The 20,316-nt window shown below is 68.3% G+C and carries 20 protein-coding genes and 1 tRNA gene; 7 read left to right on the plus strand and 14 right to left on the minus strand.

Translation table 11 applies throughout. The annotated features are described in order from the left end of the window. Positions 1–102: 102 nt before the first annotated feature. Together phhA and ligA are read right to left on the minus strand one after the other, a co-directional pair. Complete coding sequence (gene phhA, locus ACFSGX_RS09680; RefSeq protein ID WP_380929437.1) at positions 103–954, minus strand: phenylalanine 4-monooxygenase; 852 nt, start codon at positions 952–954, stop codon at positions 103–105. Between the two features lie 55 nt (positions 955–1,009). Then, on the minus strand, positions 1,010–3,115 hold the full coding sequence (gene ligA, locus ACFSGX_RS09685) for an NAD-dependent DNA ligase LigA (protein ID WP_380929439.1): 2,106 nt from the start codon (positions 3,113–3,115) through the stop codon (positions 1,010–1,012). A gap of 128 nt (positions 3,116–3,243) precedes the next feature. Between ligA and ACFSGX_RS09690 the strand changes: the two genes are divergently transcribed. Beyond that, positions 3,244–3,900 (plus strand): RBBP9/YdeN family alpha/beta hydrolase, encoded by a 657-nt coding sequence (locus tag ACFSGX_RS09690; RefSeq protein WP_380929441.1) that lies wholly within the window; start codon positions 3,244–3,246, stop codon positions 3,898–3,900. 182 nt (positions 3,901–4,082) lie between these two features. On the opposite strand, the gene recN is transcribed toward ACFSGX_RS09690, so the two are convergent. Together recN and ACFSGX_RS09700 are read right to left on the minus strand one after the other, a co-directional pair. Further along, entirely contained in the window at positions 4,083–5,741 is a 1,659-nt protein-coding gene (recN, locus tag ACFSGX_RS09695) for a DNA repair protein RecN (protein WP_380929442.1), read from the minus strand. 80 nt (positions 5,742–5,821) lie between these two features. Next, positions 5,822–6,604: an outer membrane protein assembly factor BamD gene (locus ACFSGX_RS09700; protein WP_380929444.1), complete on the minus strand. Its 783-nt coding sequence runs from the start codon at positions 6,602–6,604 to the stop codon at positions 5,822–5,824. A gap of 117 nt (positions 6,605–6,721) precedes the next feature. Between ACFSGX_RS09700 and ACFSGX_RS09705 the strand changes: the two genes are divergently transcribed. Next, complete coding sequence (locus tag ACFSGX_RS09705) at positions 6,722–7,900, plus strand: glycosyltransferase (RefSeq protein WP_380929446.1); 1,179 nt, start codon at positions 6,722–6,724, stop codon at positions 7,898–7,900. A gap of 49 nt (positions 7,901–7,949) precedes the next feature. Here ACFSGX_RS09705 and ACFSGX_RS09710 read toward each other — a convergent pair whose 3' ends face one another. The 4 genes from ACFSGX_RS09710 to yajC are packed head-to-tail and all read right to left on the minus strand — an operon-like array spanning position 7,950 to position 11,270. Then, on the minus strand, positions 7,950–8,327 hold the full coding sequence (locus tag ACFSGX_RS09710) for an MTH938/NDUFAF3 family protein (protein WP_380929448.1): 378 nt from the start codon (positions 8,325–8,327) through the stop codon (positions 7,950–7,952). 4 nt (positions 8,328–8,331) lie between these two features. Next, positions 8,332–9,306, minus strand: a complete 975-nt coding sequence (gene secF / locus ACFSGX_RS09715; protein WP_380929450.1) for a protein translocase subunit SecF — start codon at positions 9,304–9,306, stop codon at positions 8,332–8,334. Between the two features lie 13 nt (positions 9,307–9,319). Then, positions 9,320–10,915 (minus strand): protein translocase subunit SecD, encoded by a 1,596-nt coding sequence (gene secD, locus ACFSGX_RS09720; protein ID WP_380929452.1) that lies wholly within the window; start codon positions 10,913–10,915, stop codon positions 9,320–9,322. Positions 10,916–10,922: 7 nt separating this feature from the next. Beyond that, the gene (yajC, locus tag ACFSGX_RS09725) at positions 10,923–11,270 is read right to left on the minus strand and encodes a preprotein translocase subunit YajC (RefSeq protein WP_380929453.1); all 348 of its coding nucleotides are present in this window, start codon (positions 11,268–11,270) and stop codon (positions 10,923–10,925) included. Positions 11,271–11,454: 184 nt separating this feature from the next. On the opposite strand from yajC, the gene ACFSGX_RS09730 reads away from it, so the two are divergent. The 3 genes from ACFSGX_RS09730 (at position 11,455) to hslU (ending at position 13,685) form a co-directional block, all read left to right on the plus strand. Beyond that, positions 11,455–11,531: transfer RNA gene (locus ACFSGX_RS09730), tRNA-Pro, on the plus strand. Between the two features lie 153 nt (positions 11,532–11,684). Continuing rightward, positions 11,685–12,236 (plus strand): ATP-dependent protease subunit HslV, encoded by a 552-nt coding sequence (gene hslV, locus ACFSGX_RS09735; RefSeq protein WP_380929454.1) that lies wholly within the window; start codon positions 11,685–11,687, stop codon positions 12,234–12,236. 147 nt (positions 12,237–12,383) lie between these two features. Beyond that, the gene (gene hslU, locus ACFSGX_RS09740; protein WP_380929456.1) at positions 12,384–13,685 is read left to right on the plus strand and encodes an ATP-dependent protease ATPase subunit HslU; all 1,302 of its coding nucleotides are present in this window, start codon (positions 12,384–12,386) and stop codon (positions 13,683–13,685) included. Between the two features lie 162 nt (positions 13,686–13,847). Here hslU and ACFSGX_RS09745 read toward each other — a convergent pair whose 3' ends face one another. Beyond that, complete coding sequence (locus ACFSGX_RS09745) at positions 13,848–14,249, minus strand: (deoxy)nucleoside triphosphate pyrophosphohydrolase (protein WP_380929458.1); 402 nt, start codon at positions 14,247–14,249, stop codon at positions 13,848–13,850. Positions 14,250–14,335: 86 nt separating this feature from the next. Here ACFSGX_RS09745 and ACFSGX_RS09750 point away from each other — a divergent pair, with 86 nt between their 5' ends. Both ACFSGX_RS09750 and ACFSGX_RS09755 read left to right on the plus strand, forming a co-directional pair. Next, the gene (locus ACFSGX_RS09750; protein WP_380929459.1) at positions 14,336–14,503 is read left to right on the plus strand and encodes a Flp family type IVb pilin; all 168 of its coding nucleotides are present in this window, start codon (positions 14,336–14,338) and stop codon (positions 14,501–14,503) included. A gap of 139 nt (positions 14,504–14,642) precedes the next feature. Then, the gene (locus ACFSGX_RS09755; protein ID WP_380929461.1) at positions 14,643–14,819 is read left to right on the plus strand and encodes a Flp family type IVb pilin; all 177 of its coding nucleotides are present in this window, start codon (positions 14,643–14,645) and stop codon (positions 14,817–14,819) included. 67 nt (positions 14,820–14,886) lie between these two features. Here the strand turns inward: ACFSGX_RS09755 and ACFSGX_RS09760 are convergent, their stop codons facing one another. The 5 genes from ACFSGX_RS09760 to ACFSGX_RS09780 are packed head-to-tail and all read right to left on the minus strand — an operon-like array spanning position 14,887 to position 20,274. Further along, positions 14,887–16,356, minus strand: coding sequence for a M48 family metalloprotease (locus tag ACFSGX_RS09760; RefSeq protein ID WP_380929463.1), 1,470 nt, complete (start codon positions 16,354–16,356; stop codon positions 14,887–14,889). A 50-nt stretch (positions 16,357–16,406) separates the two neighbouring features. Then, positions 16,407–17,348, minus strand: a complete 942-nt coding sequence (locus ACFSGX_RS09765) for an acetyl-CoA carboxylase carboxyltransferase subunit alpha (protein ID WP_380929464.1) — start codon at positions 17,346–17,348, stop codon at positions 16,407–16,409. Between the two features lie 11 nt (positions 17,349–17,359). After that, positions 17,360–18,262 carry a tyrosine-type recombinase/integrase gene (locus tag ACFSGX_RS09770; protein WP_380929466.1) on the minus strand — a complete coding sequence of 301 codons (903 nt, stop codon included), beginning with the start codon at positions 18,260–18,262 and terminating at the stop codon, positions 17,360–17,362. Positions 18,263–18,266: 4 nt separating this feature from the next. Beyond that, positions 18,267–20,156 (minus strand): hypothetical protein, encoded by a 1,890-nt coding sequence (locus ACFSGX_RS09775; protein ID WP_380929468.1) that lies wholly within the window; start codon positions 20,154–20,156, stop codon positions 18,267–18,269. After that, positions 20,137–20,274 carry a hypothetical protein gene (locus tag ACFSGX_RS09780; protein WP_184075177.1) on the minus strand — a complete coding sequence of 46 codons (138 nt, stop codon included), beginning with the start codon at positions 20,272–20,274 and terminating at the stop codon, positions 20,137–20,139. Before ACFSGX_RS09780 ends, ACFSGX_RS09775 begins: the two co-directional genes overlap by 20 nt. Between the last annotated feature and the right edge of the window lie 42 nt (positions 20,275–20,316).

Here is a 20,316-nt window from a genome sequence, read left to right on the forward strand (position 1 = left end):
TCCACGCCTCCGCGGGAATACGCCAGACGGCAGTTCCCCGGCGCAGGCCGAGGCCTAGTTAAAACCGCTTCACCTAGGCCCCGGCCTGCGCCGGGGAACAACTTAACCAGCCTTGCTCAACGCATATTCCTGCGTACCCCACCCATAAACCACATCCTGCGACAAGACCTCAGCCGGCTCCAACTCCGCCTCCGCCGCAATCTCCGCATAAAGCGGCCCGAAATCCGTCTCGACCGCCGCCTTCAACAGCGCCTCGAAGCTCGGAATCACGAAATAGCTCTGCTGGTAATCGTCGATCCGATACTTCGTCCGCATCACGCGCTTCAGGTCGAACCCGATCCGGTTCGGGCTATCACTATCCAGCGCGAACCGACTCTCCCCCGCGCTCGACACGATCCCCGACCCATAGATCCGCAACTCGCCCTCTTCGCGCACCAGCCCGAACTCGACCGTGTACCAGTACAGCCGCGCCAGCTTGTCGAGCGCGCCATGCTCCATCGCGCGCTGCCCGCCCTGCCCGTACAGCTGGATGAAGTCCGCGAACACCGGGTCGGCCAGCATCGGCACATGCCCGAACACGTCATGGAACACGTCCGGTTCCTGCAGATAATCGAGCTGATCCGGCCGTCGGATGAAATTCCCCGCCACGAACCGCCGGTTCGCCAGATGATCGAAGAACACCGCATCCGGCACCAGGCCCGGCACCGCCACGACCTGCCACCCGGTCGCCGCCATCAGCCGATCGGACAGTTCGTCGAAGTCCGGAATGCCCGGCTTGGACAGCTTCAGCACGTCCAGCCCTTTCAGGAACGCGGTACTCGCCCGCCCCGGCAACAGCTTCGACTGCCGCTCGAACAGCGTATCCCACGTCGCATGTTCCTCGGCCGTATAATGCGACCAGTCCTGCGAAATGGTCCAGTCGGGCGATGGCGGAGTGGCGATGATGGTATCCATTGTCACAACCTATCACGCCCCAAGCGGAACGCCAGCGTGGTGACTGAGACTGAAGTCAACCAGCCTCCGCCACGATCACCGCCCACCCAGCCTCGTCCACCGTCTCGATCCCCAGCTCCGCCGCTTTCTTCGCCTTCGACCCGGCGTCCGCGCCGAGCACCACAAGATCGGTCTTCTTCGACACGCTCGCCGCCACCTTCGCGCCCAGTGCCTCGGCCTGCACCTTCGCCTCGTCGCGCGACAGTGTTTCCAGCTTGCCGGTGAACACCACCGTCTTCCCCGACACGCGCGACGCCCGCGTCTCGTGCACCACGTCGGTCGGCGCCACCTGCCGCAACAGGTCGAACACCACCGTCCGGTTGTGCGGCTCGGCAAAGAACGCGATCAGCGCGTCCGCCACCTCCGGCCCGACGCCGTTCGTATCGACCACCGCGACCAGCGCCTTCTCCCGCCGGATCGCGAACTTGCGCTCCGTCTCGCCGATCACCGGCGCCATCGAACGCCGCAACCGGATCGCCGCATGGATCATCGCCCCTAGTGCGCGCGCGGACCGGTACCGCCGCGCCAGGTCCGCCGCCGTCACCGCGCCGACATGGCGGATCCCCAGCCCGAACAGGAACCGGTCGAGCGGCACCGCACGCTTCGCCTCGATCGCCTCCAGCAGATTATCGACCGACAGGTCCGCCAGCCGGTCCCGCGCGATCAGCACGTCGCGCCGCGCGCGCAACCGGAAAATATCGGCCGGCGACTGCACCAGCCCGTCGTGGAAGAACTGCTCGACCCGCACCAGTCCGAGCCCGCGAATGTCGAACGCATGGCGCGACGCGAAATGGATCAGCCGCTCCACCCGCTGTGCCGGGCAGATCAGCCCGCCGGTGCAGCGATAATCGACCTCCTCCGGCTCGCGCTCCGCCGCCGATCCGCATTCGGGACACGTCAGCGGGAACGGCCACGCCGCCCGCTCCGGCCCGGCATACAGCCCCTCTACCACCTGCGGGATGACGTCGCCCGCACGCTGGATCACCACCCGGTCGCCGGGCTGCACGCCCAGCCGCACGATCTCGTCGGCATTGTGCAACGTCGCGTTGGTCACCACCACGCCGCCCACCGTCACCGGCTCCAGCCGCGCGACCGGCGTCAGCTTGCCCGTCCGCCCGACCTGGATATCGATCGCGTTCAGCGTCGTCTGCGCGCGTTCCGCCGGAAACTTGTGCGCGATCGCCCAGCGCGGCGCACGCGCCACCTGCCCCAGCCGCCGCTGCCAGTCGAGCCGGTCGACCTTGTAGACGACACCGTCGATATCATAGGGCAAGTCCGCCCGCTGCCGCTCGATCGCCGCATAATGATCGAGCGCCGCATCCGCCCCCGCCATCTCGCGCAGCATGTCGGACACCGGCAGCCCCCATGCCGCGATCGCGCGCATCACCGCGGCCTGTGTCTCGAACGGCAGGTCCGACACCTCGCCCCAGCCATGCGCCAGGAACCGCAACGGCCGCACCCGCGTCACGCCCGCATCCAGTTGTCGGAGCGACCCCGCCGCCGCATTGCGCGGATTGGCGAACAGCTTGCCGCCCGCCTCGACTTGCCGCGCATTCAGCGCGGCGAAATCGGCCTTCGCCATATAGACCTCGCCGCGCACCTCGAACACCGAGGGCACGTCGCCGGTCAACTGCTCCGGGATATCGCCGATCGTCCGGACATTGCCGGTCACATCCTCGCCCACCGCCCCGTCGCCGCGGGTCAGCGCCTGCACCAGTCGTCCGTTCTCGTACCGAAGCGAACAGGACAGCCCGTCGATCTTCGGCTCCGCGGTCAGCGCAACCGGTGCATCGCCGTCCAGCGCCAGAAACCGCCGCACCCGCGCCACGAACTCGCGCACCTCGTCCGCCGAAAAAGCATTCTCCAGGCTCATCATCGCCTTGGCGTGCGCCACCTTGCCCAGCCGCCCGCTCGGCGTCGCCCCGACCCGCAACGAAGGGCTGTCACCGCGCACCAGCTCCGGATGCGCCGCCTCCAGCGCACGATTGCGCCGCACCAGCGCGTCATAGGCCGCGTCGTCAATCTCGGGCGTATCCTGGTCGTGATACAGGCGGTCGTGCCGCGCGATCTCGGCGGCCAGTTCGGCCAGTTCGGTTGCGGGATCGGTGGCGGCGTCGGTCATGCCCCTCGCTACCGGATCGCGCCCCGCCCCGGCAAGCCATCGGACCGGACCGCTTTCTCCACAACCCGGCGCAGGCCTATTGTCTTCCAACGGGATAGAGATATGTCTGGAGCTGAAGGAGACGATGCATGGCACAGACCTCGACGCTCGGCCGCCGTACCCCGACGATCCTGACCGTACCGGGCCTCAACGGGTCCGGCCCCGCCCATTGGCAGACGCTCTGGGAACAGGGCCGCACCGACACGATCCGCGCCGATCTGGGCAGCCTGTCGAGCCCTCGCCGCAATGCCTGGGTGACGCGACTCGATCAGTCGATCCGCACCGCCCGCGCGCCCGTCATCCTGGCCGCCCATTCGCTCGGCTGCCTCGCGGTCGCCTGGTGGGCCGCGCTCGCCGGCCAGACCTGGGGCTGGCCCGTCGCCGGCGCGCTGCTCGTGGCGCCACCCGATGTTGACCGCCACGACGTCCGCGACGAACTGCGCGATTTCGGCCCCTCCCCGCGCGTCCTGCTGCCCTTCCCGTCGATCGTCGTGGCCAGCACCGACGATCCCTATGCCTGCTTCCAGCGCAGTTTCGACATGGCGCGCGACTGGGGCAGCCACTTCGTCGACGCCGGCCCGCTCGGCCACCTGAACGCTGCCAGCGGCCTCGGCTGGTGGCGCGAAGGCCAGGACCTGCTCGACCGCCTCACCGGCGTCGCCACCAACCCCGCCCCCCACGCCGGCGGCCCCGCCGACGTCATGGCCGCGCTGGCGGCTGGGAAGTGGCAGACGCATCGGCATTGACGAGGCAGACCGCCAAACCGCGTACGACAACCAAGTATCCCCGCGGACGCGGGGATCCAGCTAAGTTCCAATGACGACGTCCGCGATGTGTTCAATCTGGACCCCCGCTTCCGCGGGGGCACGTCCGTAGCCAGGGAATCAAGTACCTTCACACCGTCCCTGTCACGCCAACAAACCGGCTTCTACCGCTCCAACAACCTCGCAGCCTGAGCCCGAGCCTCTTCCGTCACCTCGGCCCCCGACAACATCCGCGCAATCTCCTCGCGCCGCTCCCCGGCATCCAGCGCGGACACCCCGGTCCGCGTCACGATTCCATCATGCCGCTTCGCGATCAGCCAGTGCCGGTCTGCCCGCGCCGCAACCTGCGGACTATGCGTCACCACCAGCAGCTGCGCCTTCCGCGACAGCCGCCCCAACCGCTCGCCGATCGCCGAGGCCACCGCACCCCCGACCCCGCGATCGATCTCGTCGAAAATCATCGTGCCGGCACCACCTTCCTCCGCCAGCGCGACCTTCAGCGCCAGGATGAAGCGCGACAGCTCGCCGCCCGACGCGATCTTTACGAGCGGCGCGAACGGCGCACCCGGATTGGTCGAGATCTCGAACTCCACCCGGTCGCGCCCCGCCGGGCCCCAGCTGCCCTCCGCCAGCGGCTCCACCACCGTCCGGAACCGCGCCGCATCGAGCTTCAGCGGCGCCAGCTCACCCGCCACCGCCGCATCGAGCCGCGCCGCCGCCAGCTCGCGCATCGCGCTCAGCGTCGCAGCCGCATCGGCATAGGCGGTCCGCGCCGCCAGCGTCTCCGCCTCCAGCGCGGCGATCCCCGCACCCCCCGCTTCCATCCGCGCGAACCGCGCCTCTAGTTCGACGGTCAGCTCCGCCAGCGCATCGGGCGTCGTGCGATGCTTCCGCGCCAGCGCGCGCAGCTCGAACAGCCGGGTCTCGACCAGCTCCAGCCGGTTTGGGTCGAACGCCATGTCGCCCAGCGCGGCGTTGAGGTGATCCTCCGCCTCCGACGCCTCGATCACCGCACGGTCCATCGCCGCCAGCGCATCGGCCAGCATCGGGTGTTCGGGCGCCAGCCGGTCGAGCCGCCGCGACGCCTGCCGCAAATTCGCGATCGCGCCTTGTGATCCGTCGAGATGATCGTTCACCGCCGCCAGGTCGTCCGCCAGCCGCGCGCCCTTCTGCATCGCGCCGCGCTCCTCGGCGAGCGTCTCTTCCTCGCCCGGCTCCGCACCGAACTTCGTCAATTCGCCGACCGCATGCTCCAGCCACTCACGATCACGCTCCGCCGTCTCCAGCTCGGCCCGCGCGGTCGCCAGCGTCTCCTCCGCCGCGCGCCACCGACGATACGCCGCCCCCAGCGGCCGCGAATCGACCCGCCCGAACATGTCGAGCAGATCGCGATGCCCCTTGGGGTTCAGCAGCCCGCGATCGTCATGCTGCCCGTGAATCTCGACCAGCATCGCGCCGATCTCGCGCAGCAGCCCTGCCGACGCCGGCTGGTCGTTGATGCTCGCCCGGCTACCGCCGTCCGCCTTCACGATCCGCCGGATCATCAGCGGCTCGCCAGCCTCCGCCTCGAACCCGTTCTCGGCGAGCACCGCCATCGCGGGGTGCGTCGCCGGCACCTCGAACGTCGCGGTCACCACCGACTGCGTCGCACCCTGCCGCACCAGCCCGCTCTCGGCGCGCTTGCCCAGCGCCAGCCCCAGCGAATCGAGCAGGATCGACTTGCCCGCCCCCGTCTCGCCCGTCAGCGCACCGAGCCCGGACTCGAAGTCCAGGTCCAGCGCCTCGATCAGGACGACGTCGCGAATGGAGAGGGACGACAGCATGCCGACCCCATGTAGCGCCGAATGTTCTCGATTTGAACCCATCGTGCGCGGGGTCCCTACGTCAGGCCCCGCGCGGCCGATCAGGCCTTCGGCGTCTTGGTCTGGATCAGCTTGTACGCGCGCTCATACCATTCCGAACCGGGGTAGTTGGCCCCCAGCACGGCGGCCGACTTGCGCGCCTCCTCCGGCACGCCCAGCGCCAGATAGCTTTCGGTCAGCCGCTCCAGCGCTTCCGGCACATGGCTGGTCGTGTCGTAGTCGACGATCACCTTGCGGAACCGGATCACCGACGCCAGCCAGTCGGCGCGCCGCTGGTACAGCCGGCCGATCTCCATTTCCTTGCCCGCCAGATGGTCGCGCACCAGATCGATCTTCAACCGCGCATCGGCGGCATATTGCGTGTCGGGATAGCGCCGGATCAGCTCGCCCAGCGCATCGAGCGCCTGGCTGGTGATCTTCTGATCGCGCGTGATGTCCTGGATCTGCTCGTAATAATCGACCGCGATCAGGTAGAGCGCGTAGGGCGCATCCTTGTTACCCGGATGGATCGACAGGAAACGTTGCGCCGACTGGATCGATTCGGGGTAGCTGCGCGCCAGATAATAGCTGAACGCGCTCATCAGCTGCGCCCGCCGCGCCCATGCGGAATAGGGATGCTGCCGCTCGACCTCGTCGAACAGCACCGCGGCCTGCTTGTACTGCTTGCGGTCCAGCCGGATCTTCGCCGCGTTGTACAGCGTGTCGACGTCGCGCGCGACATAGCTGGTGTCCGCCTTGCCCTTCCCCCCCGATGCGCAGCCGGTAACGGCAAGGGAGAGACCGGCGACAAGACCGATGGCGAGCGGGCGGGACATGAAACGCATGACCCGTTCTGTAGCTTGTCCGACGCCCCCCGCAAAGAGGGCATCGGCGCGGCGGATTTCCGCTCACCGTGCATCCTTTTCGCTTTGGTAGGACAGGTCTGCCATACCTGTCGGATCATGCGCGTCCTGACCCTCTCCACGCTGTTCCCCGACGACAGCCGCCCGACCTTCGGCCGCTTCGTCGAACGCCAGACGCAGGGCCTCGCCGCCCGCCCGGGTGTCTCGGTCCGGGTGGTCGCACCGATCGGGGTGCCGCCGCTGCTGTCGCGCCACCCGCGCTACGCCGCGCTCAGCGACGTGCCGGAGGCCGAGGTCCGCGGCGGGCTCGACATCCTGCGCCCCCGCTTCCCCGTCGTGCCGGGACCGGGTGCGGCATTGGCGCCACGGCTGCTCGCGTCCCGCCTGCTGCCGATGCTCCGCCGCTTGTACGCGAACTTCCCGTTCGACGTCATCGACGCGGAATTCTTCTGGCCGGACGGTCCCGCCGCGGTTCGGCTCGGCGCAGCGCTGGGCGTGCCCGTCTCGATCAAGGCGCGCGGGGCGGACATCCATTACTGGGGCACCCGACGCGGCTGCGCTCCCCAAGTCGTCGCCGCCGGCCGCGCCGCCGCCGGGCTCCTCGCGGTCAGCGGCCCGCTCCGGGCGGACATGATCGCCGCAGGCATGCCCGCCGACCGGATCGCCGTCCACCACACCGGCGTCGATCAGGACAGCTTCACCATCGCTGACCGCGCAGCGGCAAAGGCAGCGCTCGGGCTGTCCGGCCCCGTCTTGCTCTCGATCGGCCATCTCATCCCGCGCAAGGGCCAGGCGATCGCGATCGGCGCACTCGCCTGGGTCCCCGGCGCAACCCTCCTGCTCGCCGGCGAAGGACCCGACCGCGCCGCCCTGGAACGCGCCGCCGCGCAGTCCGGCGTCGCCGACCGGGTCCGGTTTCTCGGCAACGTCGCCCACGCCAGTTTGCCCGCACTGTTCGCAGCAGCCGACGTGTTCGTCCTGCCCACCGCCTCCGAAGGGCTCGCCAACGTCTGGGTCGAATCGCTCGCCTGCGGCGTCCCGGTGGTCACCACCGACGTCGGCGGCGCCCGCGAAGTCATCGACCGCCCCGCCGCCGGCCGCCTCGTCACCCGCGAACCCGCCGCCTTCGCCGAAGCGATCCGCGTACTTCTAGCAAATTCACCCGAGCGCGAAGCCACCCGCGCGGCGGCTCAGCCCTTCTCGTGGGATCGCAACGCCGAACAACTCGAAACGCATCTTCGCGGACTGGTGGATGGCCACCAAGGGAACACCACCTAAAAGCCTAGCCGGAATTGACCCGAAGCCCCAAACGGAGAAGCGGAGGAGGTCAGTTCAGCGGATACAACAAAGCCGCAATCCAGCGCTGCTCCGCCCGCAACAGGCCCCAGGCTCGCGCAGCAGCCCGGCTGTCCATCGGCTCCATCCCCACACCCAGCGCCTCAAGCGCTAGGATCAGGTCCACCGGCGGCCGCTGCAACGTATCGCCCGTGCCCAGCAGGATGAACTCTGGCAACGGCGTCAGCGCCAGCGCGTCCACCATGTCCGCCATCGTCAGCAGGTCCACGGCCGGCGCCACCCAGTCCACCGCCCGCTCGGGCGTCAGCAGCATCCCGCCGTCATGCACGCGGTCGTCCACCCGGTATCCCCGGCCGGAAAAGCCGCGGATCAGCGGGCCGGTGGCCTCCGGGTCGCGTTCCATCCGCATCGCGTCAGGTCCGCGGTCCGACGCGCTCGGCATTGGCGTTGCGGCCGGTCGGCTTGGCCGCGTCATCCTCGCGGTTGCGGTTCCCTACCCCCAGCGTGATCAGCAGCGAGGACGAAACGTAGATCGACGAATAAGTCCCGACCACGATCCCCAGCAGCATCGCCGCGGAGAAGCCCTGCAACACCTGCCCCCCCCAGATCAGCAACGCACCCAGCGCCAGCATGATCGTCAGCGACGTCATCACGGTCCGCGGCAGCGTCTCGTTCACCGACAGGTCGATCAGCGCCTTCATGTCCATCTTGCGGTACTTGCGCATATTCTCGCGGATACGGTCATCGATCACGATCTTGTCGTTGATCGAATAACCGATGATGGTCAGCACCGCCGCGACGATGTTCAGGTCGAACTCCATCTGCGTCAGCGCGAAGAAACCCAGCGTCATCAGCACGTCGTGCGCGATCGACACGAACGTTGCCGCGCCGAACTGCCACTCGAACCGGAACGCACCGAACAGCGCGATCGCGAACACCGCCAGCACGACGGCCAGCACACCGTTTCGGATCAACTCGTTCGAAACCTTGCCCGACACCGTGTCGTACCGCGTGAACACCATGCCCGGATAATCGCGCAGCAACGCGGCCTTTACCTTGGCGACCACCGCATTGTTCGCGGCCGGGTCCGCACTCGGCGGCGGCGGCAGGCGGATCGACACGACGTTGGGCGCGCCGAACTGCTGGAGTGCGGCATCGCCAACGCCCAGCGAATCGATATTCTCGCGCACCGCGTCCAGCGGCGGCGGCTGGACGAACTTGGCCTCGATCATCAGGCCGCCGACGAAATCGACGCCCAGGTTCAGCCCTCTGACCCCGACCAGCACGCAGGCGGCGAGCGTCAGCGCGGCGGTCAACCCGAACGCCCAGAAACGCAGGCGCACGAAACCGATGTTGGTGTTGTCGGGGACGAGTTTCAGCAAACGCATGGGAACGCCCCGATCAGATATTAATGTCGCTCGGACGGTTGCGGCGGATCCACAACGCGACGAGCATGCGGGTGAAGGTGACCGCGGTGAACACCGACGTCGCGATGCCGAGCAGCAGCACGACGGCAAACCCCTTCACCTGCCCCGACCCGAGCAGCAGCATGATGAGCCCCGAGATCGCATGGGTGACATTCGCCTCGAAGATCGTGCGGCTCGCCTCCTTGTACCCCAGTTCGACCGCCTGCGCGACGTTGCGACCACGGCGCCGTTCCTCGCGAATGCGCTCGTTGATCAGCACGTTGGCGTCGACCGCGGTGCCGATCGTCAGCACGAACCCGGCGATCCCGGGCAGCGTCAGCGTCGCACCCAGCAACGCCATGACCCCAAGGATGACAAGGATGTTCAGCGTCACGGCGATGTTCGCGTACAATCCGAACCGGCCATAGGTCACGAACATGAAGATGATGACCGCCAGCGCGGCGATCGTCGATGCGATAATGCCCGCGCGGATCGAATCGGCACCCAGCTGCGGCCCGACGGTCCGCTCCTCGATCACCTTCAGGTTCACCGGCAGCGAACCCGAGCGCAGCGAGATCGCCAGCGCGTTGGCGCTTTCCGTCGTGAAGCTGCCCGAGATCCGCGCCTGCCCGCCGAGAATGGCGGTTTCGATGTTCGGTGCGGACAGCACGCTGTTGTCCAGGATGATCGCGAACGGCTTGCCGACATTGTCCTGCGTCACGCGTGCGAAACGCCGGCCGCCATTGCCGTCGAACGTGATCGCCACGACCGGCTGGTTGTCGGTCTGGTCGAATTCCTGACGCGCGTCGGTCAACTGGTCGCCCGTGATGATCGCGCGGCGCTGCACCGCGATGAACCCGCCGGGGCTGCCCGGATAGGGCAGCACCTGGCTACCCGCCGGTGCGCGGCCCTGCGCCACGTCCACCGGGTTGGCGGTGATGTCGACCAGCTTGAACTCCAGCTTGGCGGTCTTGCCCAGCAACGCCTTCAACGCCGCGGGATCCTGCAGACCCGGCACCTGCACCACGATCCGGTCGTCGCCCTCGCGCACGATCGACGGTTCGCGCGTGCCGAGCGAATCGATCCGGCGGCGCACCACGTCGGTCGCGGTATCCATCGCCTTGTCGACCGCGTCCTTGATGCCTGCCGAGGTGGGCGTCATCACGACCCGCGTCCCATCGACGACCGACACGTCCCAGTCGCGCTGCCCGGTCACGCCGACCGCGTTGGTCAGGTTGCGAACCCGGTCCACCGCGGCGTCGAGCTGCGCCACGTCGCGCACCATGAATTCCAGCTTGCCGCCCTGCGTCGAGATATCGCCGATCGCGATCCGCGGGGACGCGCGCCGCATCTCGCTGCGCACTTCCTCTTCCTTCAGGCCCAGTCGCTGGCGGACCACGTCGGTCGTATCGGCTTCGAGCAGCAGGTGACTGCCGCCCGAAAGGTCGAGCCCGAGGTTGATGCGCGGCATGTTGCCCAGGCCGACGCGGCGCGAATTGGCCTCGCCGATCAGGCTCGGGATCGCCAGCGCGACGCCGAGTGCCAGGATCAGGAGGATCGACCAGATCTTCCAGCGCGGGAAATCGAGCATCTGTCGGTCAGTCGTTGGCGGGCTTGGAACCGGGGGCCTGGCGGACCTCGGTCAGCGTGGCCTTCACCACCCGGACGCGCGTGTTCGGCGCGATCTCCACCTCGACCTCGGTTTCGTCGACCTTGGTCACCTTGCCGATCAGGCCGCCGGCGGTGACGACCGTGTCGTTACGCCGCACGCCGTCGACCAGCGCGCGATGCGCCTTCATCCGGGTCTGCTGCGGCCGGATCAGCAGGAAGTAGAAGATGACGAAGATGAACAGCAGCGGCGCCGCCTGGAGCAGGATGGCCGACAGGCCACCACCACCCGCTGCGGGTGCGCCGGCTGCCTGGGCGTATGCGGGGGATGCGAACATGGAGCTGGGTTCCGGCATGGTCGGCGGGCGCGACCGATCGGCCGCCCGCTTTGGGAAAGCGCGCGCCTATCATGTTCGCGACGGATCACGCAATGCCGCGCGACTTTCCACCTTGGTCGTGCCCCGCCCTTGCGCATCGTGCTTGCATCGCCCCCGCATCCCGCCTAATGCCCGCGGCCTAGGTCGGGGCGTGGCGCAGCCCGGTAGCGCATTAGACTGGGGGTCTAAGGGTCGCAGGTTCGAATCCTGTCGCCCCGACCAGAACATCTCCCCCGCACCGGCATGGCCGGCACCCTACAGCGGTCGATCCAGAAACAGACGCCTTCGATCAACGCCGCGTCGCGGTGGGCAACACGCCCCAATTGCGCTCCGCCCGACCCTACCCATATCCGGACCACACAATGGACGGATGATATGCACGAAGACAAAATCGGCTGGCATGGAACGACGATCCTGTCGGTGCGGCGCGACGGCAAGGTGATCGTGGCCGGCGACGGACAGGTTTCGATGGGCAACACCGTCATGAAACCCAATGCCCGCAAGGTCCGCCGGCTGGGCGACGGCTCCGTCATCGCCGGGTTCGCCGGCGCGACGGCAGACGCCTTCACGCTGTTTGAACGGCTGGAACGCAAGCTGGAACAGCATCACGGCAAGCTGCTGCGCTCCGCGGTCGAACTCGCCAAGGACTGGCGCACCGACAAATATCTCCGCAACCTCGAAGCGATGATGATCGTCGCCGACAAGGACGTGACCCTGATCCTGACCGGCAATGGCGACGTGCTGGAACCGGAAATGGGTGTCGCCGCGATCGGTTCGGGCGGCAACTTCGCACTCGCCGCCGCCCGCGCGCTCATCGACTACGAGCAGGATGCCGAGAAGATCGCCCGCAAGGCCATGGCGATCGCCGCCGAGGTCTGCGTCTTCACCAACGGCAACCTCACCATCGAAAGCCTCGACACCGCGTAACACACTGAAGCCCCCTCCCTTTCAAGGGAGGGGGTTGGGGGTGGGTGCGCGACCCCTCGGTCGCGCTCCGACATCACCCCACGAGCGAACTACGCAGCCCTCGGCAATCACCCCTGCCCCTCCCACCACGGGAGGGGGGAGACCAAAATGAACGACGCGCTCACCCCGAAGGCCATCGTGGCCGCACTCGACGCCCACATCGTGGGTCAGGACGCCGCCAAGCGCGCCGTCGCGGTCGCACTCCGCAACCGCTGGCGCCGCCAGCGGCTCGGCGCGGACCTGCGTGACGAGGTCACGCCCAAGAACATCCTGATGATCGGCCCCACCGGCTGCGGCAAGACCGAGATCAGCCGCCGCCTCGCCAAGCTCGCCGACGCGCCGTTCGTCAAGGTCGAGGCGACCAAGTTCACCGAGGTCGGCTATGTTGGCCGCGATGTCGAACAGATCGCCCGCGACCTGGTCGAGGAAGCCGTGCGCCTCGAAAAAGAGCGCCGCCGCCTCGCGGTCAAGGACAAGGCGGAGGAAGCCGCCCTCGCCCGCCTGATGGACGCGCTCGTCGGCAAGGACGCCAGCGAGGCCACCCGCGCCTCCTTCACGCAACGCTTCCGCGACGGTCACCTGAACGAAAAGGAGATCGAACTGGAGCTTGAGGACAGCGCCGGCCCGCAGATGGAGATCCCCGGCATGCCCGGCCAGATGGGCATGATCAACCTGTCCGACATGATGGGCAAGGCGTTCGGTGGCGCAAAGCTCAAGCGCCGCAAGCTGCCCGTCGCCGACGCCTGGACCAAGCTGGTCGAGGAGGAGGCCGACAAGCGCCTTGATCAGGACGAGGTCAGCCGCGTCGCGCTGAACGACGCGCAGGAAAACGGGATCGTCTTTCTCGACGAGATCGACAAGATCGCGGTCAGCGACGTCCGCGGCGGCTCCGTAAGCCGCGAAGGCGTCCAGCGCGACCTGTTGCCGCTGATCGAGGGCACTACCGTCGCCACCAAATACGGCCCGATGAAGACCGACCACATCCTGTTCATCGCCAGCGGCGCGTTCCACGTCGCCAAGCCGTCCGACCTGTTGCCCGAGCTGCAGGGCCGCCTGCCGATCCGTGTCGAGCTGAAGGCGCTGACCGAGGCCGATTTCGTCCGCATCCTCTCCTCGACCCGCGCCTCGCTCACCGAACAATATCGCGCGCTGATCGCCACCGAAGGAGTCGAGGTCAGCTTCACCGAAGACGGCATCGCGGCCATCGCCCGCATCGCGGCGGAAGTGAACGGCCAGATCGAGAATATTGGCGCCCGCCGGCTCTCGACCGTCATGGAAAAGCTGCTTGAAGAAGTCAGCTTCGACGCCGAAAACCGCGTCGGCCAGAGCGTCGTGGTCGACGCCGCCTATGTCGAAGCGCAGCTCGCCGAAGTCGCGCGCGATACGGACCTCAGCAAGTACGTGCTGTAATCCTCTCCAAGTCCGCCCATCCCGAGCGAAGTCGAGGGACCCTTCGAGCGTAGCCGAGAAGCCAACCGCTCCCCATCATGCAGCCACGTTTGGTTCGAGCCTGTCGAGAACTTGGCGCTGAGTTCTCGACAAGCTCGAACCAAACGTGTCGGGGTAGAAACCCTAAACCAAAGCCTCCAACAACCCGATCAACGGCCGATCCGCCGGCGGCATCGCCAGCCGGTGCAAAGCCACCGGCCGCACCCACTGCAGCGCAGTCGCCTCTAGCGGCACCGGCACACCGAACCACTTCCGGCACACGAACAGCAGCAGCAACAGGTGCCGATCCCCCAGCGGCGCACTCGCGAAGCACGCCGGCGCAAGGCACGCCGCCGACACGTCGATCGCCAGCTCCTCGCGCAGTTCGCGGATCAGCGCCTGCTCCGGCGTCTCGCCCGGTTCGATCTTGCCGCCCGGAAACTCCCACAGCCCCGCCATCGCACGCCCCGGCGGCCGCTGTTGCACCAGCACGCGCCCGTCCCCGTCGATCAGCGCCGCCGCCACCACCTGCATCGTCGTCGTCATTGATCGATCCCTTACTGCCAGGACTGTTAACCCGGCCGCGTTAGCCTGAAGCGGTACCGCCCCCGGGCGGCCGAAGAGGGGCAGTTATGCGAATCGTCTGGACGATCTGGCGGGACCGGCGCGGCGCCACCGCGGTGGAATATGGCCTGATATTGGCGCTCGTCATGCTGATCGTCATCAGCGCGATCGGCGCGCTTGCGGGCAATACCACGACGATGTGGGACTATGTGAGCACCAAGGTCCTGAACCGCTGATCCTCGCCCTCCGCAAAATCCTCCACGTCCTTAAGCATTTCGCAACCGCCCGCAGCTAGACAGTCCCTAGCTGACCCGCACACCGGGGGGACAGCGGGCAAACGGCAAGTTTTTCAAATTACTACGAAAGGAACGCTCGATGATCATGATCCGCAAGCTTCTCAAAAATTCCAAGGGCGCCACCGCCATCGAGTACGGCCTGATCGCAGCGCTGATTGCCGTCGCCGCCATCACCGCGATGAGCAGCCTGGGTTCGAACCTGAACAACACGTTCACGAACGTCGCCGAGAACGTCGCGATCAAGAAGCAGTCGTAATAAACGATCACTGATCGTGACGACGCGAAAGGCGGCGGGAGCGATCCCGCCGCCTTTTTCATGTCCGCTATCCGTAAACGATCAGCTTCACCTTGCTGCCCGGCGTCAGGCGGTCCTGCGCCTCGAGCGCGTTCAGCACCAGGAACCGCTCGCGCTGCCGATCGGAATAGGCCATCCGCCGCGCCAGCGTGTCGATCGTGTCGCTCGCCGCCACCGTCACAACGCGGATCCGCCGCGCCTTCACCGCCGCCGCCTGCGCCGCGGTCAGCCGCGTCATCGACTGCACCATCGACGAAAACGGCCCCAGGCCCTGCCCAGCTGGCGTGATAACGACGAAGTGATAGGCCGACGTCGGGCTCGCCTGATACGCCACGACGGACACGTCGACGGACCCGCTCTGCGTCTGCGCGGTCGTCGAAAATACGCTGCTGGCAAAACCGTTGATCGTCGTCGCACGCACTGCGTCGCGTGGCGCCCCCGACTGGGCACCCACCCCGCGCAGCACCGTGTCGATATAGGCCGGCAATCCGCCCGCACCCATCACGCCGCCCGCAAACTGCGCCTTGCCGCCCGTCCCGCTGACCGTCACCGCCTGGGTCCCGTTCGACACGGCAAAGCCCTGCGGCGCGGTGAACGCGATGCGCAGCGCCGGATGGACGAAGCGCGTGCCATCGACCACGCCCTGCTTCGGATCGTCGCCGTACAGCGTGCCGTCGACCGCCGCCAGGAACGCATCGCGCCCGCGGGCGCCCGTCCCCTCGGGCTTCCCGCCCGCCAGCCGTGCCGCGACCTTCCGCGCGTTATCCACGCGCGCGCCGGGATCAGGATGGGTGCTCGCCCACGCCGGCACGCCACGACTTTCCGCACCCTGCGTCTCGGCATCCAGATTCGTCTGCGCCTGCAACGACGCCAGCATGGTGGACGCCGCATAGGGATCGTAACCCGCCCCGACCAGGTAACGGATGCCCAGATCGTCCGCCTCGATCTCCTGCGACCGGCTGTAGCGCAGCGTCAGCAGCTGCGCGCCCGTGCCTACGCCGCGCGACAGGATGTCACCGAACCCCGAATCACCCGCGACGGCACCGACCAGTACCTGCCCGATCGCGCCCAGGATCGAATTGCGCCGGCTCTTCGACTCGCGCTTCTGCGCATGGCGCGCCGCGACATGGCCCACCTCGTGCCCCAGCACCGACGCCAGCTCCGCCTCGTCGTTCATCAGGCCGGTCAGCTGCCGCGTCACGTAGACATAGCCACCGGGGATCGCGAACGCGTTGTTCACCGGCGAATTGAGCAACGCGATGTTGAAATCGGCCTGCGAATTGGACAGGCCGGACTGCACCGCGATCCGCCGCCCGACGCGCGTCACATACGCCGCCTGCGGCCCCGCATAGGTCCCGCCATATTCCGCCAGCAGCTGCGGGTTCGCCTTCGCCCCCGTCGCCTTGTCGCTCGCCGAAATGCTGCTCGTCTGGCTAACCCCGTATCCCGCGGTCGCGATCAACGCGGCGAACGTCGCCACGGCGAAAATCGGCTTCATGACATCGTCCCCTGTTCGTTCGGCCCCTCTTGAGGAGGCCTATCGCGAAACTACCCGATCCTCAAAAACTTCTCGCGCCGTTCCGTGCGCAGCTGTTCGGGACGCAGCGGCGCCAGCGTGTCGAGCTCCTCGCCGATCGCATCGGCCAGCGCGGCGATCGCCTTCGGCCGGTCACGATGCGCGCCACCCATCGGTTCGGGCACGATCCGGTCGATCACGCCTAGCCGCAACAGGTCGTTCGCGGTGATCTTCATCGCCTCCGCCGCATCGGGCGCGCGGTCCGACGTCCGCCACAGGATCGACGCGCAACCCTCGGGGGAGATTACCGAATAGACCGCATGTTCGAACATCAGCACGCGGTTGGCGGCGGCCAGCGCGATCGCCCCGCCGGACCCGCCCTCGCCCACCACCGCGGTCACCATCGGCACGCCCAGCGCCAGGCATGCCTCGGTCGACCGGGCGATCGCCTCGGCCTGCCCGCGCTCCTCCGCCTGGATGCCGGGAAACGCACCGGACGTGTCGACCAGGGTGACAACCGGCAGGCCGAACCGGTCCGCCAGCTCCATCAAGCGGATCGCCTTGCGATATCCTTCCGGCTTGGCCATCCCGAAATTGTGCCGCAACCGGCTCGTCGTATCGTCGCCCTTCTCATGGCCGATCACCATTGCGCGCCGTCCGCCGATCCGCCCGAACCCGCCGATGATCGCCTTGTCGTCGGCAAACGCGCGGTCGCCGCACAACGGCAGAAAGTCCTCGACGAAGCCCGCGACGTAGTCCTTGAAGTGCGGCCGTTCCGCATGGCGCGCGACCTGCGTCTTCTGCCACGGCGTCAACTTGGCATAGGTCTGCTGCAGCAACGCATCGGACTTCGCCTCCAGCTTGGCGATCTCCGGCGCGATGTCGATCGTCCCGGCCACCGCGCTTTCGCGCAGTTCGACGATCTTCGCCTGCAATTCGGCAATGGGTTTTTCGAAGTCGAGGAAAGCAACCATAGGTCGCGCGGTTAAGCGCCGCGGCGGGTCGCGTCAACGAGCGGATGCCTTGCATTGACCAGCGCGACCAGCCGCGCGCCGTCGACATGCGTATAGATCTGCGTCGTGCTGATGTCCGCATGGCCCAGCATCGCCTGCAACGCGCGCAGGTCCGCCCCGCCTTCCAACAGGTGCGTCGCGAACGCATGGCGCAGGACATGCGGGCTGATCCGGTCCGGCGCGATCCCCACCGCCGCACCGACTTCGCGCACAAGCTGGAACAGCCGCACCCGGCTGACATGCCCCGTCCGCGACGGGAACAGGTAGATGCCACCCGGCAACGTCGCGCGCCACGCCGCCACCGCCGCGCGCGCCCGGTCCGATATCGGCACCAGCCGCTCCGCCCCGCCCTTGCCCGACAGGATCAGGTAGGGCTGGTCCGGTCGCACCGCATGCAGCGGCAACGACACCAGCTCCGTCGCGCGCAGGCCCGATCCGTAGAGCAGCTCCAGCATCGCCGACAGTCGCAGCGCCGCCCACTCGCCGTCCTCGATCCGCCGCGCGACCTCGCGGAACAACGCCTCGACATCGCCGCGCGCCAGCACCTTCGGCAACCCCCGCGCGCCCACCGGCCGCGGCAGCGCATCGGACGGATCGTCCGCGCGGATGCCGTCATCCACCAGGAACCGATAGAACCGCCGCAACGCCGCCGCCTTGCGCGCCACGCTGGTCCGCGCCAACGGCAGCCACGCCTCGCCCAGCCGCCCCAGATCGCCCGCATCCGCCCGCACCAGCGCCCGCCCGAGCAGCGTCGACGCACCGTCCAAGTCGGTCCGGTACGCCAGGATCGTGTTGCGCGCCGCGCCGGCCTCGGCCGCCATCATCTCGAGAAACCGATCGATCGCCGCCGCGTCGGACACCGCGCGGTCCGTCACGACGTCACAGCCGCGCCATCGCCTCGGCCGCCATCATCCGCGCCTCACCGTCCAGCCCGACGCGGTTCAACGCGGTCAGGATGCGGTAGAAATGCGCCGGCGGCACACCCTGCCAGTTCGGCGTCTGCATGCCGGTCGCTGCCAGGATCGCGACCGTCCCGGCCTCGCCCCGCGCCGCCGCCGCGTCCAGTACGCGCGTGAAACTGTCCTGTGCGCGAAAATCGATCCCCGCCGCGGTGCCCAGCCGGTCGCGCTCGTCCGCCGGCATCCGCCCCAGCCCGGCCAGCGCCGCGATCAGCAACCGCGACTTGGTCGGTCCACCCCCGCCGCCGCTCTCGACGAACGCCTCGATCCGGGCTGCGCTCAAGTCCACCTCGGGCTGAGGCGCGCCCACCGCCAGCATCGCCCACGCCGCATCGGCATCCAGCCCGCTCTCGTCAGCCACGACCGTGGCCCAGCGATTCGCCTGGATATCCAGCCCGGCCGAGAACATCGCGGAGATCAGCCGCCGCGTCTGCGCCTCGGGCGTCTCACCCGGCGCGATGCCGGCCGCCGCCCGCGCGGTCAGGATGTCGGCGGCATAGGCATCGTCACCGATCGCGCTATTGCCCCACAACAAGCTGAGCGCACCCAGCCGCGCCGCGCGGTCGCCGATATAGGCGGTGCGCAACCGGCCCGCGTCGGTGCCGTCGAGATCCTCGACATCCGTCCGGTCCGCCACAGCGCCATAAAGATCGACCAGCGTCGCACTGGAAAACACGCCCAGCCGCGCCGCCGTCCGCGCCGCCGCCACGCGCGCTTCCGGCGTCAGCATCGGCGCTCGCGCCGCCCAGGCGCGGACATGCGGTCCGACCGAATTATACAACCCGTCCGGGATCGGCACGGCCAGCGCGCTCGCCACGCCGAACCGCCACGCGGTCAGCGCATCGACGCCCTCCCATTCGATCGTGATCGACCGGCGGCCGTTATTGCCCGCCCCCACGACCTTTTCCGCCAGCAATACGTCGATCCCGCGCGCCTTGCGCCCGCGCCGTGCCTGATCGATCAGCGCACTCGCCAGCGACGGTTCGCCCGACAGCCCCGCGCACATCGCGCGCGCCATCGGCCAGATCGGCTCCTTGCTCATCGTCGCGGCGATCGGCTGCAACGGACACAGCGCCGCCGGGTCCGCATTGGCCAGCGCCACCTGCGTCGCCACCGCAAGCAGCTTCGGCGTGAACCGGTCGACGTCGATGCTGTCGACCAGCATCCGCGCCGCATCCGCCTCGCCCATCCGCAGCAGCAGCCACGCGCGCTCCGCGACCCAGTCCGCCCCGTTCAGGCGGGCAGGCGTCTCGGTCGCGGTCAGCAGGGCGCGACGCAGCAGCATATGCCCCCACCGCGATGCGATCGGCGCATCCATCCGCCGCATCAGCGTCGACAGGAACCGCCCGTCCGCGCGGCCGAACTCGCCGGCGCCAAGCCCCTCCGGCCCGGTGCCGAGCGGTCCGATCCCGTCGACCGGCCGACGCGCCGTCTCCGGCACGTCGAACGTCTCTTCCGGCGGCGCATCGGGATCGACCTCCTCGATCGCGTCGCCCGTCCCCTCGTCCGGCGCGACCGTCGTCGTGCCCGGGGCCGACGCGGCCGCAGGGGCCGGCGCCAGGTTCAGGTCCGCCGGCGACAGCGTCAGCGGCGTTCCGGGCGCAGCCGTGCCCGTTGCAGTGCCCGCCCGCGGACGCGGCGCAGGACGCTCCGCTGGCGGCGTCGGCGCAGGCGTATCGCCGAACCCGGGCGGCAGGATCGACTCAGGCGCGGACTGCCCGCCGGCGGGGCTGAGCGTCGGGCCGATCGCGATCCCGACGCTCAGCAGCGCAGCGCCGACCAGCAGGGCGCTATTGCGCCGCTGCTTCATTCAGCATGTCCTTTTCGACCGTCTTCGGCGCGATTTTTGTGTCCATCGATCCCAGTGCGACGGCGATGCCGACGACGACCAGCAGGCCCACGATGAGGAGAATAAGGCTACGCGACATGACAGAGATCGTCCCGAATGATCAAAAATACCCCGGCTCCGG

This window comes from Sphingomonas arantia (assembly GCF_042682045.1).
In the GTDB taxonomy this organism is placed as follows: domain Bacteria; phylum Pseudomonadota; class Alphaproteobacteria; order Sphingomonadales; family Sphingomonadaceae; genus Sphingomonas_R; species Sphingomonas_R arantia.

What these genes read in the sequence shown, in the direction of transcription:
- ACFSGX_RS09765 (WP_380929464.1), bottom strand. Translation starts at nt 17,348, where the DNA reads ATGGTTGCTTTCCTCGACTTCGAAAAACCCATTGCCGAATTGCAGGCG.
- hslU (WP_380929456.1), top strand. Translation starts at nt 12,384, where the DNA reads ATGAACGACGCGCTCACCCCGAAGGCCATCGTGGCCGCACTCGACGCC.
- ACFSGX_RS09710 (WP_380929448.1), bottom strand. Translation starts at nt 8,327, where the DNA reads ATGCGGATGGAACGCGACCCGGAGGCCACCGGCCCGCTGATCCGCGGC.
- hslV (WP_380929454.1), top strand. Translation starts at nt 11,685, where the DNA reads ATGCACGAAGACAAAATCGGCTGGCATGGAACGACGATCCTGTCGGTG.
- ACFSGX_RS09700 (WP_380929444.1), bottom strand. Translation starts at nt 6,604, where the DNA reads ATGCGTTTCATGTCCCGCCCGCTCGCCATCGGTCTTGTCGCCGGTCTC.
- recN (WP_380929442.1), bottom strand. Translation starts at nt 5,741, where the DNA reads ATGCTGTCGTCCCTCTCCATTCGCGACGTCGTCCTGATCGAGGCGCTG.
- phhA (WP_380929437.1), bottom strand. Translation starts at nt 954, where the DNA reads ATGGATACCATCATCGCCACTCCGCCATCGCCCGACTGGACCATTTCG.
- ACFSGX_RS09690 (WP_380929441.1), top strand. Translation starts at nt 3,244, where the DNA reads ATGGCACAGACCTCGACGCTCGGCCGCCGTACCCCGACGATCCTGACC.
- yajC (WP_380929453.1), bottom strand. Translation starts at nt 11,270, where the DNA reads ATGTTCGCATCCCCCGCATACGCCCAGGCAGCCGGCGCACCCGCAGCG.
- ACFSGX_RS09755 (WP_380929461.1), top strand. Translation starts at nt 14,643, where the DNA reads ATGATCATGATCCGCAAGCTTCTCAAAAATTCCAAGGGCGCCACCGCC.
- ligA (WP_380929439.1), bottom strand. Translation starts at nt 3,115, where the DNA reads ATGACCGACGCCGCCACCGATCCCGCAACCGAACTGGCCGAACTGGCC.
- ACFSGX_RS09745 (WP_380929458.1), bottom strand. Translation starts at nt 14,249, where the DNA reads ATGACGACGACGATGCAGGTGGTGGCGGCGGCGCTGATCGACGGGGAC.
- ACFSGX_RS09775 (WP_380929468.1), bottom strand. Translation starts at nt 20,156, where the DNA reads ATGAAGCAGCGGCGCAATAGCGCCCTGCTGGTCGGCGCTGCGCTGCTG.
- ACFSGX_RS09760 (WP_380929463.1), bottom strand. Translation starts at nt 16,356, where the DNA reads ATGAAGCCGATTTTCGCCGTGGCGACGTTCGCCGCGTTGATCGCGACC.
- secF (WP_380929450.1), bottom strand. Translation starts at nt 9,306, where the DNA reads ATGCGTTTGCTGAAACTCGTCCCCGACAACACCAACATCGGTTTCGTG.
- ACFSGX_RS09750 (WP_380929459.1), top strand. Translation starts at nt 14,336, where the DNA reads ATGCGAATCGTCTGGACGATCTGGCGGGACCGGCGCGGCGCCACCGCG.
- ACFSGX_RS09705 (WP_380929446.1), top strand. Translation starts at nt 6,722, where the DNA reads ATGCGCGTCCTGACCCTCTCCACGCTGTTCCCCGACGACAGCCGCCCG.
- ACFSGX_RS09780 (WP_184075177.1), bottom strand. Translation starts at nt 20,274, where the DNA reads ATGTCGCGTAGCCTTATTCTCCTCATCGTGGGCCTGCTGGTCGTCGTC.
- secD (WP_380929452.1), bottom strand. Translation starts at nt 10,915, where the DNA reads ATGCTCGATTTCCCGCGCTGGAAGATCTGGTCGATCCTCCTGATCCTG.